The sequence below is a fragment of the Prosthecobacter sp. genome (assembly GCF_020439865.1).
In the GTDB taxonomy this organism is placed as follows: Bacteria; Verrucomicrobiota; Verrucomicrobiia; order Verrucomicrobiales; family Verrucomicrobiaceae; genus Prosthecobacter.
Genome location: NZ_JAGRPF010000024.1, coordinates 12,977 through 36,372, shown reverse-complemented (window position 1 = coordinate 36,372; position 23,396 = coordinate 12,977). Strand labels below are relative to the sequence as shown.

The 23,396-nt window shown below is 59.6% G+C and carries 21 protein-coding genes and 1 tRNA gene; 8 read left to right on the top strand and 14 right to left on the bottom strand.

Annotation, left to right across the window (positions count from 1 at the left end):
• Nucleotides 1-615: hypothetical protein (locus KDL09_RS02195; protein WP_294380872.1), on the bottom strand; the 615-nt coding region annotated here is incomplete at its 3' end.
• Between the two features lie 127 nt (nucleotides 616-742).
• On the opposite strand from KDL09_RS02195, the gene KDL09_RS02190 reads away from it, so the two are divergent.
• From KDL09_RS02190 to KDL09_RS02160, 7 genes are all read left to right on the top strand, one after another.
• The gene (locus KDL09_RS02190; protein ID WP_294380870.1) at nucleotides 743-1,465 is read left to right on the top strand and encodes an isoprenyl transferase; all 723 of its coding nucleotides are present in this window, start codon (nucleotides 743-745) and stop codon (nucleotides 1,463-1,465) included.
• Between the two features lie 64 nt (nucleotides 1,466-1,529).
• A complete protein-coding gene (locus KDL09_RS02185; protein WP_294380868.1) occupies nucleotides 1,530-3,002 on the top strand; it encodes a sigma-54 dependent transcriptional regulator in 1,473 nt (490 codons plus the stop codon).
• Nucleotides 3,003-3,060: 58 nt separating this feature from the next.
• Complete coding sequence (locus tag KDL09_RS02180; protein ID WP_294380866.1) at nucleotides 3,061-3,825, top strand: DUF1080 domain-containing protein; 765 nt, start codon at nucleotides 3,061-3,063, stop codon at nucleotides 3,823-3,825.
• Between the two features lie 73 nt (nucleotides 3,826-3,898).
• Nucleotides 3,899-5,074: a metabolite traffic protein EboE gene (gene eboE / locus KDL09_RS02175; protein WP_294380864.1), complete on the top strand. Its 1,176-nt coding sequence runs from the start codon at nucleotides 3,899-3,901 to the stop codon at nucleotides 5,072-5,074.
• 120 nt (nucleotides 5,075-5,194) lie between these two features.
• The gene (locus KDL09_RS02170) at nucleotides 5,195-7,168 is read left to right on the top strand and encodes a bifunctional aldolase/short-chain dehydrogenase (protein ID WP_294380861.1); all 1,974 of its coding nucleotides are present in this window, start codon (nucleotides 5,195-5,197) and stop codon (nucleotides 7,166-7,168) included.
• Nucleotides 7,169-7,314: 146 nt separating this feature from the next.
• Nucleotides 7,315-7,545, top strand: coding sequence for a hypothetical protein (locus KDL09_RS02165; RefSeq protein WP_294380859.1), 231 nt, complete (start codon nucleotides 7,315-7,317; stop codon nucleotides 7,543-7,545).
• A 101-nt stretch (nucleotides 7,546-7,646) separates the two neighbouring features.
• Complete coding sequence (locus KDL09_RS02160; RefSeq protein ID WP_294380857.1) at nucleotides 7,647-8,054, top strand: DUF2721 domain-containing protein; 408 nt, start codon at nucleotides 7,647-7,649, stop codon at nucleotides 8,052-8,054.
• Here KDL09_RS02160 and KDL09_RS02155 read toward each other — a convergent pair whose 3' ends face one another.
• The 9 genes from KDL09_RS02155 to KDL09_RS02115 form a co-directional block, all read right to left on the bottom strand.
• Entirely contained in the window at nucleotides 8,055-8,666 is a 612-nt protein-coding gene (locus KDL09_RS02155) for a lysophospholipid acyltransferase family protein (RefSeq protein WP_294380855.1), read from the bottom strand.
• A gap of 13 nt (nucleotides 8,667-8,679) precedes the next feature.
• Nucleotides 8,680-9,321, bottom strand: coding sequence for a (d)CMP kinase (gene cmk, locus KDL09_RS02150; RefSeq protein ID WP_294380853.1), 642 nt, complete (start codon nucleotides 9,319-9,321; stop codon nucleotides 8,680-8,682).
• Nucleotides 9,318-10,700, bottom strand: a complete 1,383-nt coding sequence (gene aroA / locus KDL09_RS02145) for a 3-phosphoshikimate 1-carboxyvinyltransferase (protein WP_294380851.1) — start codon at nucleotides 10,698-10,700, stop codon at nucleotides 9,318-9,320. Before aroA ends, cmk begins: the two co-directional genes overlap by 4 nt.
• Nucleotides 10,701-10,706: 6 nt before the next feature.
• On the bottom strand, nucleotides 10,707-11,570 hold the full coding sequence (locus KDL09_RS02140) for a prephenate dehydrogenase/arogenate dehydrogenase family protein (protein WP_294380849.1): 864 nt from the start codon (nucleotides 11,568-11,570) through the stop codon (nucleotides 10,707-10,709).
• Between the two features lie 110 nt (nucleotides 11,571-11,680).
• Nucleotides 11,681-12,175 (bottom strand): hypothetical protein, encoded by a 495-nt coding sequence (locus KDL09_RS02135; RefSeq protein ID WP_294380847.1) that lies wholly within the window; start codon nucleotides 12,173-12,175, stop codon nucleotides 11,681-11,683.
• A gap of 28 nt (nucleotides 12,176-12,203) precedes the next feature.
• Complete coding sequence (gene dnaN, locus KDL09_RS02130; RefSeq protein WP_294380846.1) at nucleotides 12,204-13,301, bottom strand: DNA polymerase III subunit beta; 1,098 nt, start codon at nucleotides 13,299-13,301, stop codon at nucleotides 12,204-12,206.
• A gap of 106 nt (nucleotides 13,302-13,407) precedes the next feature.
• Entirely contained in the window at nucleotides 13,408-14,097 is a 690-nt protein-coding gene (locus KDL09_RS02125) for a hypothetical protein (protein WP_294380844.1), read from the bottom strand.
• A 26-nt stretch (nucleotides 14,098-14,123) separates the two neighbouring features.
• A tRNA-Ala gene (locus KDL09_RS02120) sits at nucleotides 14,124-14,199 on the bottom strand.
• Between the two features lie 68 nt (nucleotides 14,200-14,267).
• A complete protein-coding gene (locus KDL09_RS02115; RefSeq protein WP_294380842.1) occupies nucleotides 14,268-15,974 on the bottom strand; it encodes a tetratricopeptide repeat protein in 1,707 nt (568 codons plus the stop codon).
• Between the two features lie 177 nt (nucleotides 15,975-16,151).
• On the opposite strand from KDL09_RS02115, the gene dnaB reads away from it, so the two are divergent.
• On the top strand, nucleotides 16,152-17,663 hold the full coding sequence (gene dnaB / locus KDL09_RS02110; protein WP_294380840.1) for a replicative DNA helicase: 1,512 nt from the start codon (nucleotides 16,152-16,154) through the stop codon (nucleotides 17,661-17,663).
• Between the two features lie 4 nt (nucleotides 17,664-17,667).
• Here dnaB and mscL read toward each other — a convergent pair whose 3' ends face one another.
• From mscL to KDL09_RS02090, 4 genes are all read right to left on the bottom strand, one after another.
• A complete protein-coding gene (mscL, locus tag KDL09_RS02105) occupies nucleotides 17,668-18,075 on the bottom strand; it encodes a large conductance mechanosensitive channel protein MscL (protein WP_294380838.1) in 408 nt (135 codons plus the stop codon).
• A gap of 92 nt (nucleotides 18,076-18,167) precedes the next feature.
• Nucleotides 18,168-20,024 (bottom strand): acyl-CoA dehydrogenase family protein, encoded by a 1,857-nt coding sequence (locus KDL09_RS02100; RefSeq protein ID WP_294380837.1) that lies wholly within the window; start codon nucleotides 20,022-20,024, stop codon nucleotides 18,168-18,170.
• 24 nt (nucleotides 20,025-20,048) lie between these two features.
• Nucleotides 20,049-22,085 carry a 3-hydroxyacyl-CoA dehydrogenase NAD-binding domain-containing protein gene (locus KDL09_RS02095; RefSeq protein ID WP_294380835.1) on the bottom strand — a complete coding sequence of 679 codons (2,037 nt, stop codon included), beginning with the start codon at nucleotides 22,083-22,085 and terminating at the stop codon, nucleotides 20,049-20,051.
• A 35-nt stretch (nucleotides 22,086-22,120) separates the two neighbouring features.
• On the bottom strand, nucleotides 22,121-23,392 hold the full coding sequence (locus tag KDL09_RS02090) for a thiolase family protein (protein ID WP_294380833.1): 1,272 nt from the start codon (nucleotides 23,390-23,392) through the stop codon (nucleotides 22,121-22,123).
• Nucleotides 23,393-23,396: the final 4 nt, after the last annotated feature.

The following is a 23,396-nucleotide window of genomic DNA, read 5'->3' as shown; positions in this document are numbered from 1 at the left end:
CACATCCGGCAGCGGCGTCGACACAAAGGGCATCAGTCTTTTTGGAGGCTCCTGTGCTTGACGAAGCTCAACTTGCAACGGCGGCGGACCGGCAGGCGACGTTGATTGAGCCGCTGGAGCGTTGACGCGATCCCACCAAAACCAGACCGCACCGCCACACGTAACAGTGAACGCGAGCAGGATGAAAGCTCCCCGCCACGGCGAGCCCTGCAGATGCGGAGGCCTCACGTATTCTTCGGACGGAGGAGGCGGCTCCCCTGTCGGCATCAGTGCCTGTGAGTACTGCAAGTTGGCGCGTGCGATGGAAACCGGCGGCGCCTGATCGTGCGTCGCCATCGGTGCACCCGCCCAGGCCACCGGCTGGGAAGGAACCGTCGGTGAATTCTGCGGCGCTTGAAACACAACAGGCTGCGCATTTTGCAACGGTTGCGTCTGGGACACACGCCGCCGCACCTGCGCAACACCCGCAACCTGCGCGTGGGTGCCGAAGTAAGCGCGGGGCGCATTGTGCGCACAATGCGGGCACTGCACCATGCCCTCCATGCCCTGCTGCATGGAGAGAAAAGCCTGTCCGCATGACGGACAGATCAAGCTGGCTGTGGTGCCGGGGTTCATCGTGCGCAAAAAACTTAGCGCATGCTCCACATCTTGCGCGTGTTGATTGCGGCAATCCGCCCGACAGCGTTCGCGACACAGAACTTTCTGGCGCGAAGAGCTGCATGCGGTAGGTTTTTCCCTTCGCATGAGCCGACCCAACGATGACTTGAAACCCGTTCCCCGCCATATCGCCATGATCATGGACGGCAACGGGCGCTGGGCGAAAGAACGCGGCCTGCCGCGCACCGAAGGCCATCGCGCCGGCGCGGAAACCGTCAGACGCGTGGTGGAATGCTGCGGTGAAATCGGCGTCGACTTCCTCACGCTGTACGCCTTTTCCTCGGAAAACTGGAAACGCCCGAAGCGCGAGGTGGACGCGCTGATGAAGCTGCTGGAGATCTTTCTGCGCGGCGAGCTGCAACTGATGATGAAGCAGAACGTCCGCCTCCAGGCCATCGGCCGTCTGCATGACCTTCCGCAGTCCTGCCAGAACGAACTGCACCGCTGCATCGAGGCCACCGCGCAGAACACCGGCCTCACGCTCATCCTGGCGCTCAGCTACGGAGGGCGGGAGGAGATCATTGACGGCGTGAAGAGCCTGCTGCAGAGCGTGGAACGGGGACATCTCGACAAGGCCATGATCGATGTCGAAATGTTCGGGAAGCATCTCTACACGCGCTACTACCCCGATCCCGACCTGCTGATCCGCACCTCGGGTGAAATGCGGATTTCGAACTTTCTGCTGTGGCAGTTGAGCTACACCGAGTTTTACATCACGGAAAAACTCTGGCCGGATTTTTCCAAGGAAGACCTGAAAACCGCCATCCGCGCCTTTCACCAGCGCAACCGCCGGTTCGGGGGTGTGTGACGAATGTTGACCTCCCCGCCAATTGCTGCGATAACGCCCTCTCAACCAAAAAAACGCGCCCTAAATGCCTGACAACCCGGATACCCACCTCATCATCGTGGATCCAGATGCCGACTTTCTCGCGTGGGCGGCCGCCCACCTGAAAGCACCGGGCGTTTCCATCAGCACCTTTGAGCGGGCCGAGGACGCCCTGGCCTCGTACCTGAAGAAGCGCGCCGACCTGCTGCTCTCTGAAGTTCGCCTGAATGGCACCACCGGCATCGAACTGCTCAAACGCCTCCGCCAGAACGACCCCCAGTCAATGGTGATCCTGTTCAGCGGCACGGCCACCACCAGCCACGTGATCGAGGCCATGCGTCTCGGCGCCTACGATGTGCTGGGGAAGGAACGCCTGCCCTATGAGCTGCGCAGCGTGGTCGAAAGCGCGCTCACCTCCATCGAGGCGCGCAAAGTCACCCGTGCCCAGATCTCCGAAGTCCCCACCGAATCCATTCAGGAAACTATCATCGGCCGCTCTGTGGCCATGCAGGAGGTCTTCAAGCTCATCGGTCGTGTTTCACGCTCCGACGCCCCGGTCATGATCACCGGCGAAAGCGGCTGTGGCAAGGAACTCGTCGCAGGTGCCATCCACAAGTTCAGCCCGCGTGCACAGAAGGAATTCGCCGCCATCAACATCACGGCGATCCCGGACAATCTGATCGAAAGCGAAATCTTCGGCCATGAGAAAGGTTCCTTCACCGGAGCCGTGAACCAGCGCGTCGGCCGCTTCGAGCAGTGCGACGGCGGCACGCTCTTCCTCGATGAAATCGGCGACATGCCGCTCGCCGTGCAGAGCAAGCTGCTGCGCGTGCTTCAGGAGGGCCAGTATTCCCGCGTCGGCAGCAATCAAACGCTCAAGACGGACGTCCGCGTCCTTGCCGCCACCAACAAGAACCTCGAAGCGGAGGTCGCCAAAGGCACCTTCCGCGAGGACCTGTTCTACCGTCTCAACGTCGTGCGCATTCACATTCCGCCGCTCCGTGAGCGTCGTGAGGATGTGCGCCTGCTCGCCGAGTTCTTCCTTCACCGCCTCTCCGCACGCCGTCGGGGCCCGCAGATGCGTTTTACCGAGGATGCCCTCGACATGCTCGATGCCTACGACTGGCCCGGCAACGTGCGTGAACTGGAAAACACCATCCAGCGCGCCTGTGCTCTGTGCAATTCGGACGTGCTGCTGCCCTCTGACATCCCGCTCGGCAGCAAGGGCGCACGCCACATGGACCCGTCGAACACGGTAACCCGCATGCGCGACGCCTTGAGCATGCTTGTCAGCGTTGCGGAAAAGAGCCCGGACATCGAGCTTCTGCCTTGGGTGGAGCGTGAGCTTTCCCGACTCGCCTACCGCCACTTCAGTGAGGATGCAGATCGCACCGCCAAATTCCTCGGCGTCAGCGCCGCCTCGCTCGAAAGCCACCTCAGCGCTCCAGCCGTGAAAAAAGCCGCCCTCGAAGGCCAGATCAGCGCCCCTGCCACGAAAAAGGCGAAAAAGGCCAGCTAGCCACGCCGACTGCAAGGATGCTGGACAGCCCCCGTGCCGCGCTGTAAAACAGCGGCCCATGAAATCACACCTCGCTCTCTCCGCTCTCGCGGGATTGTCCCTTCTCGCTTCGTGCAAGCCGGATTCCGGCAAGACGGCTGAAAAAGCCGCTCCCGCAGCCACTTCACCAGCACCAGCGACCGCTCCCAGCGCCGACGACTGGACCTCCATGTTCAACGGCAAGGACCTCACCGGCTGGAAATCCAACGAAGAGACCCCTGGCTGCTTTACCGTCGAAGACGGACTTCTCAAAGTCAGCGGTGGTCGTGCACATCTCTTTTACACCGGCCCCAATGGCGACGTCAAGTTCCAGAGTTTCGAACTCAAGATGAAGGTCAAGACGACCCCCGGCTCGAACAGCGGCGTGTACTTTCACACCAAGTATCAGGAAACCGGCTGGCCGGATGCCGGTTACGAGTGCCAGGTGAACAGCACCCACAAGGATCCCAAGAAGACCGGCAGCCTCTACGGTGTCATCAACATCCTTGCTCTTCTTCCAGACCAAAAGGAGCCCGAAGGCGGCAAACACATCAAAGTCCCAATGGCTCCGAGCAAGGACGACGAATGGTTCGACTACGAAATCAAGGTCGAAGGCAAGCACATCACCCTCAAGGTCAATGGCGAGGTCACCGTCGACTTCATCGAACCCGAAGGCTGGGATCCGGCCAAGGAGTTGAAGAACATGCCCGGCCGCAAGCTCAGCGAAGGCACCATCGCCATCCAGGGTCACGACCCAATGAGCACCACCTATTACAAGGACATGTTCATCAAGGTGATTCCTTGACCTCTCGTATCTAGTTTGAACAATGAAGCGGGCGTCCTAACCGACGCCCGTTTTTTTAATCCCTTTCTGTTTCATGCGCCTCAATCACAACATCCACCTCGGCTACTGCACCAACATTCATCGCGGAGAAACGTGGGAAGAAACATGGAACGGGCTCAAGAACTACACGCTCCGCGTCAAGGATCGCGTCAGCGACGGCAAGCCCTACGGCATCGGCTTGCGTTTGAGCGAGCAGGCCGCACGCGAACTCAGTGCCCCGGGCAAGATCGACGAGTTCAAAGCCTGGCTCGACGCGAACAACAGCTACGTTTTCACCATCAACGGCTTCCCTTATGGCGCTTTCCACGGCACGCGCGTCAAAGAGCATGTCTTCAAGCCGGACTGGAGCACGCAGGAGCGCCTCGATTACACGAACCTGCTCTTCGACATCCTCGCGCAGCTTCTCCCGCCGGGCGTCAGCGGCAGCGTCAGCACGCTGCCGGGTTCCCACAAGACCTTCAACGTCGGCTCCGAAGAGCTGAACGCGATCTTCACCAACCTGCGTCTCTGCCGCGAGCACATCGAAAAAGTCGCCACGAAGAGCGGACGCGACCTGCACCTCGGCATGGAGCCCGAACCGCTTGGCCTCTTTGAGACCAGCGGCGAGACACTCAAGTTTTTCGGCCTCTACCTCGACCGCCACCCGCAGGATCGCGACTTCTTCAAGTTCATCGGCCTCAACTACGACACCTGCCACCTCGCCATCGAGTTTGAAGACGCCAAGAAGGCGCTCGATCGCATCACCGGCGCTGGCATCCGCCTCAGCAAGCTGCACTTCAGCTCCGCGCTAAAGGTGAAGCCGACCCCCGAGAATGTGGAGCGCTTGCGTGGCTTCAACGAACCAGTCTATTTCCACCAGGTCATCGCCAGTTACGGCGCGGATGAGCCGCTGCGCCGGTTCAAGGACCTTCCTGACGCACTCGACTTTGCGCAGACGAATCCAGATCAGCTCGGCGAGGAATGGCGCGTGCATTTCCACATACCGATTCACGCCCAGCCCGGCGGCGGATTCGACAGCACACGCGATCATCTCATCGGCGCTATGGACTGGCTGGCGGCCAATCCGACGAAGTGCCAGCACATCGAAATGGAAACCTACACCTGGGAAGTCCTGCCTGCTGAAATGCGCAGTGGCGATGTGGTGGATCAACTGGTCAAGGAATACGAGTGGACGCTTGGCGAAATGACCCAGCGACAGCTCTGCTCATGAGAGCTGACGCCCGCATCGATTCGAAGGCGTATGCCGTCGTCAGATAGGCATGCCGCCTATCCTTGCCGCCTTGACTTCTGTCCCACCCTCCCGCAAGTCTGCCACTCCCATTTCCCAGCCATGCAAAGCCTTTGGAACGACCAAGAAGCCGCCACTTTCGGAACCGATCTGCTCGGACAACGTGTCTATACCAGCCGTCTGCTGGGTCGAAATCCCGCGCTCGTACTTCATGGCGGTGGCAACACCTCGGTGAAGGTCTCGGAGAAGGACTATTTCGGTGATTCAGTCGAGATTTGCTATGTGAAAGGCTCCGGCTGGGACCTCGCCACCATCGAGCGTGCCGGTTTCGCCCCCGTGCGCATGGAGGCGCTGCTGAAGATGGCCAAATTGCCCACCATGACCGACGAGGACATGGTCCTGCAGCAACGTGCCGCGATGACCAACCCGAATGCACCCGCTGCGAGCATCGAGGCCATCCTGCATGCCATCCTGCCTTTCAAATTCGTCGATCACAGTCACGCGAACGCCATCTCCGCCCTCACCTGCGCCAAGGACGGCGAAGCTCGCACGAAAGAGCTGTTCGGCTCCAAAGTGCTCGTGCTGCCTTACGTGATGCCCGGCTTCGTTTTGGCCAAACAGGTCTTCGACGTGCTCCAGAAGACCGATCTGCGCAAAGAAGGCATCGAAGGCATCGTCCTGCTCAAACACGGCCTCTTCACCTTCGCGGATGATGCCAAGGCCAGCTACGAAAAGCACATCGAACTCGTCACGAAGGCCGAGGAGTATCTCGCGAAGAAAAGCACCGCAGCCGCTGCGGCCAGCACCGAGGTCAAAACCGACCTTATGGCTTTGGCAAAACTCCGCCAGCTCGTCTCGAAAACCCGCGGCTTCCCGCAAATCGCCCGTCTCAGCACCAGCGAGGCCGCTTTGAACTACGCTGCGTTGCCGAACATCGCTGATTGCGGCGCACGCGGTCCGCTCACGCCCGATCACAGCATTCGCACGAAGCGCATCCCCGTTGTGCTCGGTGACGACCACGCCGCCAGCGTGCAGAAGTTCGCCGACGACTATGCCGCCTACTTCACAAAGCACGCCAGCGGCCAGACCATGCTCGATGCGGCCCCGCGCTTCGCGGTGTGGCCCGGCAACGGCATCGTCAGCTTTGGCGATACCTTGAAGGATGCCAAGATCGTCGCCGACATCGCTGAAAGCACCGCTGCCACCGTCGCTCTCGGCGAGCGCACCGGCGGCTGGGCTCCGCTCAGCGAAAAAGACATCTTCGACATCGAATACTGGGATCTCGAGCAGGCCAAGCTGCGCAAAGGTCCCGCCCGCAAGGTGCATCAGGGCAAGGTCGCCCTCGTCACCGGCTGCGCCGCCGGCATCGGCTTCGCCATCGCCGAATCGCTCGCCGAGCAAGGCGCGCAGGTCATCGGTCTCGACATCGACAAGGAGATCCCCGACATCATGGCGAAGATCGGAGCCATCGGCATCGTCGTGAACCTCACCGAGGACCAGCCCGTGCAGGACGCCATCGACTTCACCGTGCGTGAGTTCGGCGGCATCGACATCGTCGTCAGCAACGCCGGCATCTTTCCAAAGAACGACGCGCTCGACGTCATGGCGCAGACCGATTGGGATCGCACCATCTCGATCAACCTCACCAGCCATCAAAAGCTGATGAACAAGGTCATCCCGTATGTGAAGCACAGCGTCGATGGCAGCATCGTCTTCGTCGGCAGCCGCAACTTCAAAGCCCCCGGCCCTGGCGCCAGCGCCTACTCCTGCTCCAAGGCCGCCCTCACGCAGCTCTGCCGCGTCGCCGCCCTCGAACTCGCTCCGTGGAAGATCCGCGTCAACATCGTGCACCCCGACGCCGTCTTCGACACCAAGCTGTGGACCCCCGAAGCCCTCGCCAAGAGCGCCGCCCGCTACAACATGACGGTCGAGGAATACAAGACCAAGAACCTCATGAAGGTCGAGATTCGCTCCAAAGACATTGGCAACATGGTCGCAGCGATGGCGAGCCCGTTGTTCGCGAAAGTCACCGGGGCACAGATTCCGGTGGATGGTGGCAATGACCGCGTGATTTGAAGGCACTATGAAAAAATATTTCAGGTAGCAATCCAAGTAGCAGGCCAAGATCACTAAACAAAGACACGGGGATTCCAAATCCCCTGCTTTCTGCCTTCAAGGCGAACTTGCTTTACCATATATGCATCTGGGTATTGTAGGAAGGCATGAACGCCAAACGTCATGCTCGCAAACCTCGAAAAAAGCGACAATGGCAACCTGAACATTGGTTGATGCTGTGGGAGATCATCTGGAATAGGCTCCCTTGGACGATTTGGGCGTTCGCGGTTCTGCTGCTGGCCGTGGCGTGTTTGATCCACGCGCTGGCAGTGGGAAACTCTCCTTCATCTGCTATGAGCGAGTGGTTTTCCATAACCCGCTGGTTCCTGCCACGATGACCTGTGGAACCTTCAAACCACGCGCCACCGAGAAGGCGGTTGCATGCCATAGCGAGGACAGCCCGGTTGCCGAATCACACAATTGGACCGACTGAACCGCCATGCACCTGCCCGAACTTCCACTTTCCACACCATCATTGCTCTTTCCCGCAATCTCTCTGCTGATGCTGGCCTACACGAACCGGTTCCTGACACTGGCGAATGTGGTGCGCGGGCTGCATGCGAACTGGCAGAGCACGCAGGAGCCGATGCTGCTGAAGCAGATTCAAAACCTGCGGAGGCGCATCCGGATCATCAAGCACATGCAGACGCTGGGTGTGTTGAGCCTGATGTTCTGCGTGGTGAGCATGACGTTCCTCTTTTTCAGTCACCAGACTGGCGGCCAGATCACGTTTGGCATCAGCCTGCTGCTGATGCTTGGCTCGCTGGCGTTCACCCTTGTGGAAATCCAGATGTCGGGAACGGCCCTGGACCTGCAACTGCGCGACGTGAAGTGCCGCGAGGAGTGATCAAAGGCTCAAGCTTGAGATGTGTGTCATCACCTCATCCGCGAGCGCCTGATAGAGGTCTTTGCCGCTCTGTGGATACTGTCTCAGATCGGGTTTCCAAAGATCTCCGACCACGAGCGTAACGCGCGCCTGATGCAGTGTTTTGGCCCCGCGCGGATAAGCCTCACGCGTGCCGAAGATGCGCACGGGAAGCACCGGAGCGTCTGACTTTGCGATGAAGAGTCCCACGCCGGCCTCCGCCGACTGAAGTTTGCCATCAGGACTGCGAGTGCCTTCGGGAAAGATGAGCACCTTCTTTCCCGCGCGCAGAAGACGGATGGTGGCCTTCAAGGAGGATGCATCGGGTTTGTCGCGGTCGATGGGAATCGTCTGCCAGCTGCGCAGAATGGCCCCGGCGAGCGGATGATCGAAGAGTGTCTTGCGCGCAAAGTAGTGAATCGCCTCGTCGAATGCCTGACCGACGAAGGGCGGATCGAGAAAGCTGACATGATTGCACGCGATGAGAGCGGGGCCTTCGAAGAGCAGCTTCTCGGAGCCGATCACGCGAAAATCGTACAGACCACGGGCGAGCTCGCGGAAGAGGCGATAGCCAAGCCAGTAGCTGAACTTCATGACGGTCCGCAGTTCAGGCCAGTTTAAGTGCGGCGATCACCTGATCGACCGCCTGATCGAGGGTGATGTGAGAATTGTCGATGACCGTGGCGCCCTCGGGTATGACCAGCGGGCTCGCCTTGCGCTGTTTGTCGATCCGGTCGCGTTCGGCGACCTGGTCGGCATGGCCTTGAGCGCTGCGACGGCTGGCGCGAACCTCTTCACTGGCATCGACATAGATCTTGTGCGGGCTGCCGGGAAACACCACGGAACCGATGTCACGACCTTCCATGACGAGCGGACCGATAGCACCAAGCGCACGCTGATCAGCAACGAGGCGCTCACGCACCTCGGGCACTCGTGCAACGAGCGAGACCGCGCGATTGACTGGGTCACTGTTGAGCTCCACATCGCTGAGCGCATGACCTCCGACACAAACCTGCGTGCGGCCGTCCACGACGGGTGATTCGACGACATTGGCCGCAGCCGCAGTGCGGACGGCATCCGCATCATGAGGATCAACGCCCGCCTGCAACACCGCCCAGGTGACGGCGCGGTACATGTTGCCGGTGTTGACATAGGTGTAGCCCAGACGCTGCGCGACGAGCCGCGCAATGCTGCTTTTGCCGGAGGCGGCCGGGCCGTCGATGGTGATGACGGGATTCGGCAGACTCATGATTTGGCGCGGTTCATTTTGTCCACGAGCGGCTGTGGGACGGTGGACATGACAGGAATTGGACGCGCACCAGTGTCGCCCAAGAGGAAGAGATCGAGATGATGCTCGAAGCCCGGGTAGGAAGTGGAGATACACTCGGTGCCTTCAAGCGTGGTGACACCTTCGGCAAACATGCCCGCGACGAGGAAGGCCATGGCGATACGATGATCGCCCCAGCAAGGCAGCGTGGCTCCCTGCAGTTTCGCACCGCCTTCGATCTCCATGCCATCGGGATGCTCGGTGACAGTGACGCCCATGGCACGAAGGTTTTGAGCAACGGCGGCAATGCGGTCTGTTTCCTTCACACGGAGCTCGGAGGCGTCGCGAATGAGGGTTTTGCCACGGGCCAGTGCCGCCGCGACCGCGAGGATGGGCAACTCGTCGATGACGTTGGGAATCTCCGCACCGCCAATGACGGTGGCGTTCAAATCGCCGCCGCGCACGATGACATTACCGCGAGGTTCGCCTTCGGAATGGGTCTCCGAACTTGTCACCAGCGCGCCCATGCGCAGAAGAACGTTGATCACGCCGGTGCGGGTGGGATTCAGACCGACATTCTTGATGGTGATCTGCGCCCCCGGCGTGGCCGCCGCGGCAACCATCCAGAACGCGGCGCTGGAGATGTCGCCGGGAACGACGATGTCGTTGGCCCGCGGTTCCTGACCGCCATAGACGCTCACGCAATCGTCTTCACGCAGCCATTTGATACCGAAGTGGGTGAAGAGACGCTCGGTGTGGTTGCGGGTGGCCACCGGCTCCACGACGGTCGTTTTGCCCTGGGCAAACAGGCCGGCGAGCAGAATGGCGCTTTTCACCTGAGCGCTGGCGACGGGCAGCTTGTAGTAGATGGATTTCAACGGAGCGCCGCGAATGGTCAGCGGGGCACACACTTTTTCCCCCTGACCGGTGATCATGGCGCCCATCTGACCCAGAGGATCCGCGACACGCTTCATCGGGCGTTTGGAGAGCGAGGCGTCGCCGAACAGCTCGGTTTTGAAATCCTGACCGGCGAGGATTCCCGAAAGCAGACGAATGGTGGTGCCGGAATTGCCGCAATCGACGGGCTTCTGCGGCTCCTTCAGCTTCATGCCGTTGCCGGTGATGGCGAGTTTGACGAGGCCGATGCCCTCCACCTCCTCCAAGGGCTCCACGGTGGCTCCGAGCGCCTGCATGGCATGCACGGTGCAGAGGCAGTCTTCGCTGGGCAGGAAGCCCTCGATGACGGTGGTTCCCTTCGCGAGCCCGGCGAACATCGCGGAGCGGTGGGAGATGCTTTTGTCACCGGGAACGGTGATTTCAGCGGGGATGCTTTTGAGTTTCTTCGACTTGAGGCTGGCCATGATGCGTCAGACCGCCGGGAGGAGATCGCGCAGGGTTTTGGCCTGGACGAGGAAACGGCGGAGGGCTTCTTCGTCCATGCTCTGGAGCATTTCAAGAAGCTCTCGCATCACCGACGAGGCATCCTGCAATGCCGCCATGACCTCGGTGCGGTTTTGCATGAGAATGCCCGCCCACATGTCAGGATCGCCACTGGCGACGCGTGTGGTGTCTCGAAAGCCGCCGGCAGAGCTGTCCAGAACGCTGGCGTCCTTGCCAAGAGCGGCCAAGGTGGTCAGCACGGCCATGGAGTGTGGCAGGTGAGAAATGCGGGCAACACAGCGATCATGCGCCTCGGGTGTCATTTCTTGGATGCGGCAGCCCAGCTTGAGCCAGAATGTGCGCAATCGGGCAACATGCTCCGGCTGGGTGGCTGCGGTGGGTGTCAGAATGCAGGCGGCCTGGTGAAAAAGATCCCCACGCGCGTGAGCCAGACCTGTGCGTTGGGAGCCCGCCATCGGGTGGCTGCCAAGAAATGCCGCTTTGGACGGTGCAAAAATGGCCTCCAACTCACCCACCACGCCTCCTTTGACACTGCCCACGTCGGTGACAATCAAATCGTCCGCCAGATCACAGGCGGCCAGTTGACGCGCAATGCCCGGCATGTGCTGGATTGGCATGCAAAGAACAGCGAGCGAAGCCCCGCGAATGATTTCGGCGAGGTCGGTCCCGGCAACAATGCCCGGCAGCACCTGCTTCACCTCCTCCACAGCCTCGCCACGCCTGGCCCAGACCCTGATCTCGACGCCGGGCATGCGCTGCTGAACCGTCTTGGCAAGCGAGCCGCCAAGCAGTCCGGGGCTGAAGATGGCAATGGAGCGTTCGGCGGACATGGATGGAAACCAGCAAGGAGAATCTCGGCGACATCGAGATTCCGCCCATGACAATCAAGACAGACGCAAACGCCGCTCGATTGGACTGAACGATCCCGGCCGGTGATGGATCAGGGCACGCGGAAGATTTTGCCGGTGTAAGGGCAGCGTGCCTTCTGTCCAGACTGGAAGTCACGCACGTCGATGGCCTGACCATTGGGATCAAACGGGCTCTTCACGAAGCCCGGCTTGCCTGGAATGCGGGTGGCGAAGGGAATCTCTGCAGGCGCAGGAGGCTGAGCCGGGGTGTTGGAAGGCGGAGGAGTGTTGCCTGGAGGAGTCACTGTCACCGGAGGCGGAGCCGTGGTGTCCCCCGTGGTCGGAGGCGGGGTGACGTTGTCTCCGGTTATCGGAGCGTTGGGATTCGGAGGCTGAACCGCAGCAGCATTGGGGTCCATGTTCACGCCATCAAAGTACTGCGTCTGCTCCGGAGGAACCCCATAACGGGGAGGCACATCCAGCGAACGACCACGAGGACCACCAGGAGGCGGCGGATTGGGGCCGAAACATGCGGTGAGGCCGGTTGCGGTCGCGATCAGCAAAGATGCCTGCAGGAGTCGAGTCATGGTGTGTTCAGGGTTGGGAAGGTGAAAATCAGGCGTTCACGCGCATCGGCATCAACACATAGAGGAAATTGGTGCCGCTGCGGAGCACGCCAGGACTGATTTCATCAATGAGATGCAGATGAACCTCGTCGGCGCTGAGATTACGCAGCGGGGCCATCGCAAACTCCGGATTGAAGGCGATGGTGATCGCCGCGCCCTTGTAGTTGATGGCGACTGTTTCACGCGCTTCACCGACATCCGGCGAGGTCGCAACGATCTCGACACTGCCAGGAGTGAAGATGAACTTGATCGAGTTGGATTTTTCGGTGACCAACAGCGACACACGTGAAATGGCCCTGAGGAACGCCTCACGCTCCAGCGGAATACGCTCCTTGGACTCACCAGGAATCACCTGGCGGTAGTTCGGGTAGTTGCCGTCGATAAGCTTGCTGACAAGCAGGCTGTCACCGAGATCAAAACCCACCTGCGAACCCGTGACACGAATGGCCACTTCCCCAGAGTCTCCCAGCAGACGGGAGAGTTCATTGACGGCCTTGGTGGGCACGATGATGTCGATCTCCTGACTTTGAGGGAACTCCAGTTCCTGCTCGACCATCGCGAGGCGGCGGCCGTCGGTGGCGACCATCGTGAGGGCGTTGTCCTTGAAGGAGAAGAGGATGCCGTTGAGCACGTAGCGAGTCTCATCCGTTGAGATCGCGTAACTGGTTTTGCGGAGGCAGTCGCGCAGCACCTGCTGCTCGATACGAAACTCACGCGCATCGTCGAAACGTGGAAGAGCCGGAAATTCCTCACTGGTCAGGCCGAGCACTTTGAAATAGCTGGGGCCGCTGCGGATTGAGGCGACATTCTTTTCATCGACCTTCACCTCGATCTCCTCGGCTGGCAGTTCACGGACGATGGTGGCAAGACGACGGGCAGGAAGGGTGGTGGCCCCGGGTTCATCGACCTCCGCTGGCACCGAGCAGGTCACGCCGACATCCAGGTCGGTGGTGGTGAGTTCGAGCATCCCGTCCTTGGCCTTGAGCAGGACATTGGAGAGAATGGCGAGCGTGGTGCGCGAACTGACCACATGCTGAACCTGGTTGATGGCGTCCAGGAACGATTCCTTGCTGATGGTGAACTTCATATAAAATGCCTGCTTTGGGTCGATTTGTTAACGAACCCCGATGAAACGGCAAGGATATTGAGCGGAAAAATCCGGGTGTCTAACTGCAATCTGAGTTCCTTCACATTCATGGAGGGCTTATTTTCCTCGGCGAAGACTCAAATCGAGGCGGAACCGGTACACCAAACACCATGGGACGGACCTGCGGCTCCGAAGATGCCTCAGGCGCCAGATGCTTGAAAAAGTCATCAAAACGCAGGCTGCACTGCAGGCGGCGCTGACTGGCGTCGATCTTCGGATTCACCTGAATGACTGCGGAGGTGAACGGCGGTTTGGATTTGATGCCCTGGGCTCTCACCCGGGTTTCCTCGATGCTCAGGGTTTTGTCTTTAATGACCGCATTAAGCCTCTCGAGGTCGCTTTTGGTGATCGGCCCCCACAGTTTGCGCCACATTTCCGGCGTTACAGTCACTGTCTGAACATTCCTCCACCGCTTTTCCTCAGCTGTCACCTGCTGCCAGAATCCGACGATGAGCAGAAAGGCCTCGTCGATCTCAAACTGCCGCAAAGCGTCCCCCAGATTGATCGGTGTGCCGTGCTTCGTGGCCTTGGGATTTACCGGTAGATGCCCGTGATCCTTGTTTGCCTCGGCGGGAACATCCCACTTCTGCGTGGGACTCTGCGGTTCATAGCCCCTGAAGAAGGTTTCCCGCAACCATTGCTCAAACATCAGGCCGTGACTCTGCACTTCACGCCCAAGGGAGCCATCTGGAAGAAGCGCGATTCCGGTCGCAAGGAGGATCATCAGAGGCTTCATGGCGGTGACAAGCCTGCGCAAAAGTTTGGTGGAGCATAGCGGGTTCGAACCGCTGACCTCCTGCATGCCATGCAGGCGCTCTACCAACTGAGCTAATGCCCCGGAAAAAAAACCGGCTCCCCTGGTTTTGGGGAGCCGGAGACTAGCAAAGAGGTCTGTTTTGACAAGTGCTATTTCGACTTCTTCGTAGCACCACCCTTGGCGGGCTCGATGGCAGGAGAAGGAGCCGCATTCGCGGTCGCTGGCTTCGGAAGCTTTTCAAAGATCTTCTTCGCTTCGGCGATTTCATCCGGCTTCATCTTGGCTTCCAACTGGCTGATCACATTGGCGGTGACGTCGATGTCAGCCTTGTTGCCGCTCGCTTGGGCGAGTTCATCCGCCTGTTTCGCGTAAGCCCAGGCACGAGGAAGTTCCGGTGTGCCAGGAACTACGCCTACGGCATAGAGATTGGCCAGACGAAGCATGGCAAGCGCCACTCCCTGCTGGGCGGCATCCGAATAGTGACCAGCTGCAACCGTGCGGCTCTGACGCACGCCAGCACCCTGCTCATAGAGCATGCCGAGTGCAATCTGCGCAGGAGCGAAGCCCATGTCTGCGGCGCGTTGATACCATGCGGCGGCGGCAACGACATCCTGCGTCACTCCGGTGCCGTTGGCATAGAGACCGGCAAGACGGTTCATGGCCTGGGCAATGCCGGCGGTGGAAGCTTTCATGAGGAAGGTGAAAGCCTTGGCCGGATCCTTGTCCACCACGGTACCGGTTTCGTAGTACACGCCCACATTGTAGAAGGCTTCAGCGAGGTTGTTCTGCGCAGCGAGGCGATAGAGGTCAAGGGCGCTCTTGGGATTCGGTTGGATCAGGATGTTTTCCTTGTCATCACGTTTGCCCTTGGGGTCTTTGACGATGCCGGTTTCAAACGCGTTGCCGAGACGGAAGAGCGCCTGCGGGTCGTTGCCGTTGGCAGCCTTGGTGTAGTATTCGAAGGCTTTGGTCACATCCTGCTTCACGTCTGCACCATCGGGGCCGACTCCATTTTCATAAATCTGACCAAGAATGCGATTGGCGGCGGCCAGACCTTTGTCAGCGGCGTCGTTGAACATCTTCAAAGCGGCGGCCACGTCCTTCTTCACCAGCTTTGGGCTTTCCTTGGTGTCAGGATCTCCATTCAACAGGCGGGCACCGTAGGTGCTGAGAGCGACTGCATTGCCCTGCTTGCCGGCTTCAATGAGATAATCGAGCGCTTTCTGGTGGTCCTGCGGGATGCCTTCGACCCCGGAAGAGTAGAGCTGAGCAAGGCCCAAAGTCGCTTCGCCGTCTCCGGCCTTCTCACCTTTCTCCAAAAGCTCCTTGGCCTTGGCAACGCTTTTCTCGACCACCACGACTCCCTTTTCACCTTCCGTGACACCACGGAGATGAAGCTGGGCAAGCATGCGACGGGCAACCTTGTTGTCAGCAGCCTCGGCTTCTTTGATCAGTTTGATCGCTTCCTTGACTGCTTCCGGGTTCTGCGCTCCAGCCTGCAGCAATACCTGAGCCAGTTCCGACTTGGCGAGGATCTGGCCTTTGTCAGCAGCCTTGCGGAAAAGAGCGGCGACTTCGTTGATGTTCGCACCGCTGAGCACTCCCCAATGCGCCAGCGCATAGGTGGCGTCAGGGTCATCCTTCTGGGCGAGTTCACGCACTTTCGCCACGGCGTCGTTGAATGCCTTGTTGACGTCAGGACTGGTACCTGGGTTTTCCTTCACCTTGTCTTGGGCGGCCTTCAGAGTGGTGAGAATGTCGACGAACTCCTTGGAGGCTCCTGGCATTTCGGCGGTATCAATGCCGGCGACCGCGACGAGAGCCACGAGTTTAAGTTTGATTGCTGTAAGTAACATATGGGTTGGTTGTGGGAGGGGCGTTTGACCCGGCGAATCCGGAAGCGTTCATTTTTCAGGATAAAGCCCATGGAAATCAAGCTTTTGCTGAAAGATTTTTGTTTGGGACTGCCGAAGCATCTCCTGCCCGGCAGAGATTGACTCGACGGTCCATCCTGCCATCCTGCCCACCCGCTCATGGCCGACAACATCAAACCCAGCACTGCCGTCACCGCTTCCCCGGCCGGGAACGGAACGCCGCAGACGGGCAAGGAAGTCTTCAAAAAACGCAACGAAATCCCCAGCGCCGAGGAACTTCTTGCCTCCTTCAACCGCGCCCTGCCCTTCAGCGACGAAGCTGAAAAGGGTGTTCTCTCCTGCCTTCTGCAAGACCCTGTCGAACGGCTGAGCGAATGCCGCGTCACCCTCCCGCCGCTGGCCTTTTACCATGATGCCAATCGCACCATCTACGAGAAGCTCCTCGAGTTTTACGACAAGAATCTGCCTGTTGATCCGGTCACGCTGACTCATGCGCTGCGCGAGCAAAACCTTCTCGACAAGGTCGGTGGCGCGGCGGCCATTTCGGAACTGTTTGCCTTCGTCCCGATCCCCTCGCACTTCCCGTTCTACAAGAAGATCGTTCTGGACAAACACATCCTTCGGGAGCTCATCCATGCCAGTTCGTTGAACATTCATCACGCCTACGAGCATGGCAAAGAGCAGATGGATGAGAACATCGACACGCTCATCGACCACGCCGAACAACGCGTGCTGGCCGTGCGTGAATCCGTCGGCGCAAAGGAAGGCATCAAGACGCTCTCCACCCACGTCATGGATGCCATCGACAGCATCCAATACATGCTGGAACATCCTGGGCAGCTTCGCGGTCTTTCCACCGGTTACACCAAACTCGACGCCATGAGCTCCGGCCTGCAAGGCGGTGAAATGTTCGTCATCGCCGCCCGTCCGTCGATGGGCAAGACCTCGCTCGCGATGAACATCGTTGAGCACATCGCCGTGGACTGCAACACACCCTGCGCCGTCTTCTCCCTCGAAATGAGCGCCACGATGCTCGTGCGCCGTCTACTTGTCTCACGCGCCCGTTTGAGCATGCAGGATCTCTCGCGCGGCCTGCTTTCCCGCGCTCAGCAGGACGCACTTGCCAAGGCGACTCGTGATCTGCAGAAAGCGCAGATCTTCATCGATGAAACTCCCGGTCTCGACGTCATGGAGATGCGCGCCAAATCGCGTCGCCTCAAAAAGCAGCATGGCATTCAGATGATCATGATCGACTACCTGCAGCTCGTCACCAGCGGCAGCCGTCGTGCGAAGGACAACCGCCAGATCGAAATCGCTGAAATCTCGGCCGGCATCAAAGGCCTCGCCAAAGAGCTGAACATTCCGATCATCGTGCTCGCCCAGCTCAACCGAGCTGTTGAATCCCGAAAAGGCCAACGTCCGGTGCTCTCCGACCTCCGTGAGTCCGGCTCCATCGAGCAGGATGCCGACATGGTCGGCCTGCTCACACGCTCGGACTATGCCGGCGCGAAGATGGAGGTCGAAGACGAGGAGGCAGAGGAAAAGAAGAAGGGCGAGGCCATGCTCATCCTTGCCAAGAACCGAAACGGCCCCACCGACGATGTCCTGCTCCGATTCATCGATCACGCGATGCGTTTCGTGGAACGAAACGAGGAGGCAGAGTCGCCTTAGGCGGCTACTTCTTGAGCAGATCACGGATTTCCGTGAGCAGCACGATGTCCGCGGCCGGAGCCGGAGGAGGAGCGGCATCCTCCTCTTTTTTCATTTTCGCCAACAGAGCATTCACAGGTTTGACGATGACAAAAAAGATCACCGCGGCCGTGATCAGGAAGCCGATGACCGCGTTGATGATCATCCCGATGTCGAGCATGTTCGGCACCGTCTCACCCTTCTCATTCACCAGATTGGAGATCTTAAACCCCAGCGATACATTGGGATTGCCTCCAATCGCCTTGAGAATCGGTTCAATGATCCCTTTGGTGAAGGCTGTGACGATCGTGCCAAAGGCGGCCCCGATGATGACGCCAGTGGACAGGTCGACAACGTTGCCTTTGAGGATGAAAGCTTTGAATTCTTTGAGCATGGCCATGGGATGTTAGGATGGATGTGACCGGCTCAACGAGCCGGTCACTCTGTATACCCAATTAGCATTCTTCAGGCCAGCCGAAATATCATTCAGACTTCCTGCGCCACCCGCCAGCTCTCGGCATCCAGGTTCTCCTTGATGTGGCGGAAGCTGGTGGCGATGCGTTCACGAGTCGTCCTGCCAAAGAAGCGGACGAGGCGAACCAGTTTGTCGATCTCGACCTCAGGCATCGACGAATCGTTCACCTTGAACTGCGCGTGTGCCAGCGCACAGCTCCACACAAACAACTCGGCCCCCACATCGACGAAGTGACCGAGCAGAATCTGACGCTTCTCCAATTTTGGACCATTCATGGCCATCGCTAGGAACAGGCGGCGGGCGAGGACACGGCTCAGTCGGGCAATGGCATCAAGGTCAAACTGCAGAGCGGGGTGAAGCAGCTCTCGGGAATCACCCGCACCGAACGGCAGCCATTTCATTGGATACCAGAGCGAATAAAAACGCGCGGCGCGCAGCGCGGCCTTCGCTCGCACCTTCCAAGACAGCGTGGGATTCACCGCCTCTGCACCGAGCCTCAGATGAGGTTCCAGCGCTTCGCGTGCGATGAAAAGTCTCATGATTTCGCTGCTGCCTTCGAAGATCGTGTTGATGCGTGAATCACGGAACAGACGTTCGACTGGTTCGGGCACATCACCGCGTGCCTTGAGTGAAGCAGCGGTTTCAAAGCCGCGACCTCCGCGCATCTGCATCGTGTCGTCCATAATGCGCCAGGACTTTTCGCTGCCCCAGAGCTTGCCGATCGCCGCTTCGAGACGCACATCGGCGTTCTTGTCACGATCTACCATCGCGGAGACGTAACGCACGACGCCTTCCATCGCGAACGTATCAGCGGCCATGCGGCTGAGCTTGTCTGCGATAGCGGCATGGCGCCCGATCGGCTGTCCCCACTGCTCGCGCGAACGTGCCCAGCGTGTGCTGATTTCCAGACAGCGCTTTGAAAGGCCCGTGCAGGCCGCCGGAAGTGTGATGCGTCCCGTGTTAAGTGTCGTCAGCGCCACCTTGAGACCGCGCCCGACACCACCAAGCACGTTGGCAACAGGCACCCGCACGTTCTCGAAATGAATGACCCCATTGTAGAGCGCCTTGAGTCCCATGAAGCGGCAGCGATGCAGAATATCGACGCCCGGCCAGTTCGTTTCGACAATGAACGCCGTCGTCGCGTGCGGCTTCTCGGCCGTGGGGGTTTTTGCCATCACAACGATCATTCCGGCCTTGGTTCCGTTCGTGCACCACAGCTTCTCCCCATTGAGGATGTAGTGTGTGCCGTCCGCGTCGAGTTTCGCCTCGGTCTTCATACGGGCGGGATCTGACCCCACGTCGTTTTCGGTCAAAGCAAAGGCACTGATCTCGCCCTTGGCGCAACGTGGCAGGTATTTCGCTTTCTGTTCCTCCGTGCCAAACAGAATCAGCGGCTGCGGCGCACCAATGGATTGATGTGCAGACAGCAGCGCCGCGAGATTGCCGCAGCGGCTGCCGAGCAACATCGCGGCACGCGAGTAGTTGGTCTGTGACAGACCAAGTCCGCCGTATTTGACAGGAATCTTGATGCCGAAGGCGCCGATCATCGCGAGTTCGCCCAACAGCACATCGGAAATCTCTCCCGTGGCGTCGATCGCATCGGGATCGGCGTATTTGTCCAGCACCAATTCGAGGCGATGCAAAAAGGCATCGCCCTGATCATGGTCCTCGACGCTTTGCTTCGGAAACGGCAGCAGTTTGTCGAAGTCGGGTTCGCCAAAGAAGATGCCGGCGGCGAGCCCGGTGTTGCGACGTTCGTCGCGTGCGGCTTCCGCCATTTCGAGTGCGGCACGCTGTCCCGCGTTCATGCGGGAGGTGTCGATGAGTGTTTTTTTCTCGGTCTTGTTTTCTTCCAGAGTTGTTTTCATGGCCTTGCTCTCCAGTTGAGGGTTTCAGTAATCAATGATGCCCGTGTCACGGGCGAAAGTGATGGGACCGCCGCGGAACGGCGGATAGCCGGTGCCCAGCACCATGGCGAGATCAATATCATCGGCGCTGCGGGCAATGCCTTCCTTGAGGCAGCGCATCGCCTCCTGGCTGATGAGCAGCGCCAGATTGGTCTGAATGCTCTCGTGCCTTGGGAGATCGTAGTGAACGTCGGGAAGGATCTCGCGACCGTCCTTGTAGCGGTAGAACCCCTGGCCGGTCTTTTTGCCGAAATGACCTGCTGCCACCAGTCTGTCGAGTGCATCGGTGTGAGGAAAACGATCCGGAAAGGCGTGGGCAAGAGACTTGGCCACATGCGCCGCGACATCCAGACCAATTTCGTCCAGCAGGCGCATCGGTCCCATCGGCATTCCGAACTTCAGCATCGCTTCGTCGATGTCATTCACCGGAATGCCGCTGTCATGCAGCCGCACGGCCTCCATCAGATAGGGAATCAGAATGCGGTTCACGAGGAATCCCGGGCTGTCTTTGACGACGACCGGAGTCTTGCCGAGTTTTTGCACGAAGGTGATCGCGGTGGCGAGCACGTCCGGAGATGTCTCCGGCAGCGTGATGACCTCCACCAGCGGCATGCGATGTACCGGGTTGAAGAAGTGCAGGCCGATGACGCGCTCGGGATTCGGCACCGTCCGCGCCAGTTCGGCGACGGACAACGCGCTGGTGTTTGTGGCGAGGATGGTGTCATTCGCGACACGGCCCGCGAGATCAGCGAAGATTTTCTTCTTCAGTTCCATGGTCTCCGTCGCCGCTTCGATGACGAGATGATGGCGGTTGAGCGGCACGGGAACAGGCGTGGTGCTGATCCGGTCGAGCGTGTCGCGGCCCTTAACTCTGGTCACCAGCCTTCTACGCGTGGCTTCTGAAACGAGGCCATGAATCCGCTCCAGGCCACGCGCGAGGCTGTCGTTGGTGACGTCCGTCATAAGGACCCGAACGCCACGCGAAGCGAGTGTATGCGCGATGCCAGATCCCATCACGCCGGCACCAATGACCACCGCATCGTGGATGGGGATCGCGGTGCCCGTGGCGGCGGGACGTTTGTTGGCTTCTTCGCGCTTGAAAAAGAGATCGATCAATCGGCTTGCTTCACGACTCTTGATCAGTTCGGCCACAGCTTCACGTTCCAGCAGCAGGCCGTTGTCGATATCTCCATGCACGGCATGAGAGACGACATCCACGGCCTTGGTTACGGACGGATACAACCCCCGCGTTTTCTCGAGCACCTTCCGTTTGGCCGTGCGTCCAATGAACCATGAAAAGAGGTTTTCAAATCTGAAGCGGAGGTGAGGCCGTCTGACGCGGGCAAGACGACGGGCAAGTGTGTCGAGATTTTCCGCTGCCACGACGTGACTGACCAATCCTGCGCGCTTTGCCGCCTCGGCGTTGAGCAGTTTGCCGCCGGCAATGAGGTCCAGCGCCTTGCGTATTCCTATCAGTCTCGGCAGACGTGTTGAACCGCCCCAGGCGGGCAAAATGCCAAGCTGAGTTTCCGGCAGGCCAATCTTGGTGCTCGGATGATCGCTGGCGATGCGCCAGTCGCACGCGAGGGCGACTTCAAACCCGCCGCCCATGCACGCGCCGTGGATGGCGGCAATCTTCGGAACACGCAATCTGGCCAGACGATCAAACACGGCCTGTCCCAGCCAGATCAGATCGTTCACACGCACATGCGGCAGGTTGCGAATGAGTTTGATGTCCGCACCAGCAACGAAGATTCGTTCCTTGGCGCTTTTCAGGACCAACGCTTTCACACGCGTGTCGTGCTCGACGGCTTCGAGGTGATGATTGAACTCGCGGAGCGTCTCCTCATTCCAGATGTTGGCGGAGGACTTCAGGGTGTCGAAAACGAGCCAGGCGATGCCGTCATGATCGACATCGAGCCGGAAGTGCTTCGCCGGAATCGGGTCGCCTAGAACGATGTTTTCCAGCACGTGAGGCGGGTCATGGATGACCGAGGGTCGGTTGAGAAAGTTTGTTTTCATGGCTTTGAAGTAGTCGAGGTTGAATAACTTGGTTTTCATAATGCTTCGAGACAGGCTGCCATCCCCTGCCCGCCTCCCACACAAAGGCTGACGACGGCACGCCGTGAGTCGGTGGCGTGCAGTTGATTGAGAGCGGTGAGAACAAGACGGGCGCCCGTGGCACCGACCGGATGGCCAAGGGCAATGGCACCACCGCAGGCGTTGATCTTCGCAGGATCGACCTCGCCAAGCGGGCCTTCCAGACCGGCGCGCCGCGCGCTGGCGGGATCAGCCAGACATTTCATCACGGCCAGCACCTGGGCGGCGAAGGCTTCATTGATTTCAAAGACGTCGGCATCGTTGAGTTTCCAGCCGCTGCGATGAAGCGCGGCATCCAGAGCACGAACAGGGCCCAGCCCCATGCGCGCCGGATCGCAGCCCGTCGCCGAATAGCTGACGAGACGTCCAAGCGGCTTCCAGTTGTGAGCCGCCGCTGCTTCCTCGGTGGCGACGAGCAGGGCGACAGCACCATCGGTGATCTGAGATGAGTTTCCTGCGGTCACGCTGCCGGTGACGGTGTCGAAAAGCGGTTTGAGCTTCGCGAGTTTTTCAAGGCTGGAGTCGGCACGGATGCCGTTGTCGGTCGTAATGATGTGTTTGCCGAGCACGGGAGCGATTTCCTGATTCAGCAGATGATTGGCCTGCGTGGCGCGCAGGTGGCTGCGCATGGCAAAGGCATCCTGCATGTCGCGCGTGATGCCAAACTCACGGGCGAGCACTTCAGCCGTCTGGCCCATGTTCAAACTGGAGACGGGATCTGTCAGTCCAAGCTTGATGCCGATGACAGGCGCAAAGTCCGCAGGACGAAAATGCAGCGCGGCTTTGGCGCGGCCTTTGAAGTCGCGCGCACGGCTCATGGCGGTGAATTTTTCGACGGCGGGCCGTGAGAAGTAGAACGGCATGTTGCTCATGCTCTCCGTGCCGCCGACGACAAAGACTTCGCCCTGCCCCGCGCACATCTTGGCATGCGCTAGCGTGATGGCCTCCAAACCGGAGGCACAGTTGCGATGCACGGTCATCGCCGGTTTCGACTCCGGCAATCCGGCGCGCAAAGCGACAACGCGGGCGATGTTCATCGCATCCGCAGGCTGGCCCACGCAGCCAAAGATGGTCTCGTCGACCAGCATTGGGTCGATTCCCGTGCGTGTGAGCAGCGAGCTGACCGCGTGGCGGCCAAGCTCCACCGCGTCGAGATGTGCGAGGTCGGTGCCTGCACGCGAGAAGGGCGTGCGGACGGCCGAGACAATGACGAGAGAGGGAGTTTTCATGGCG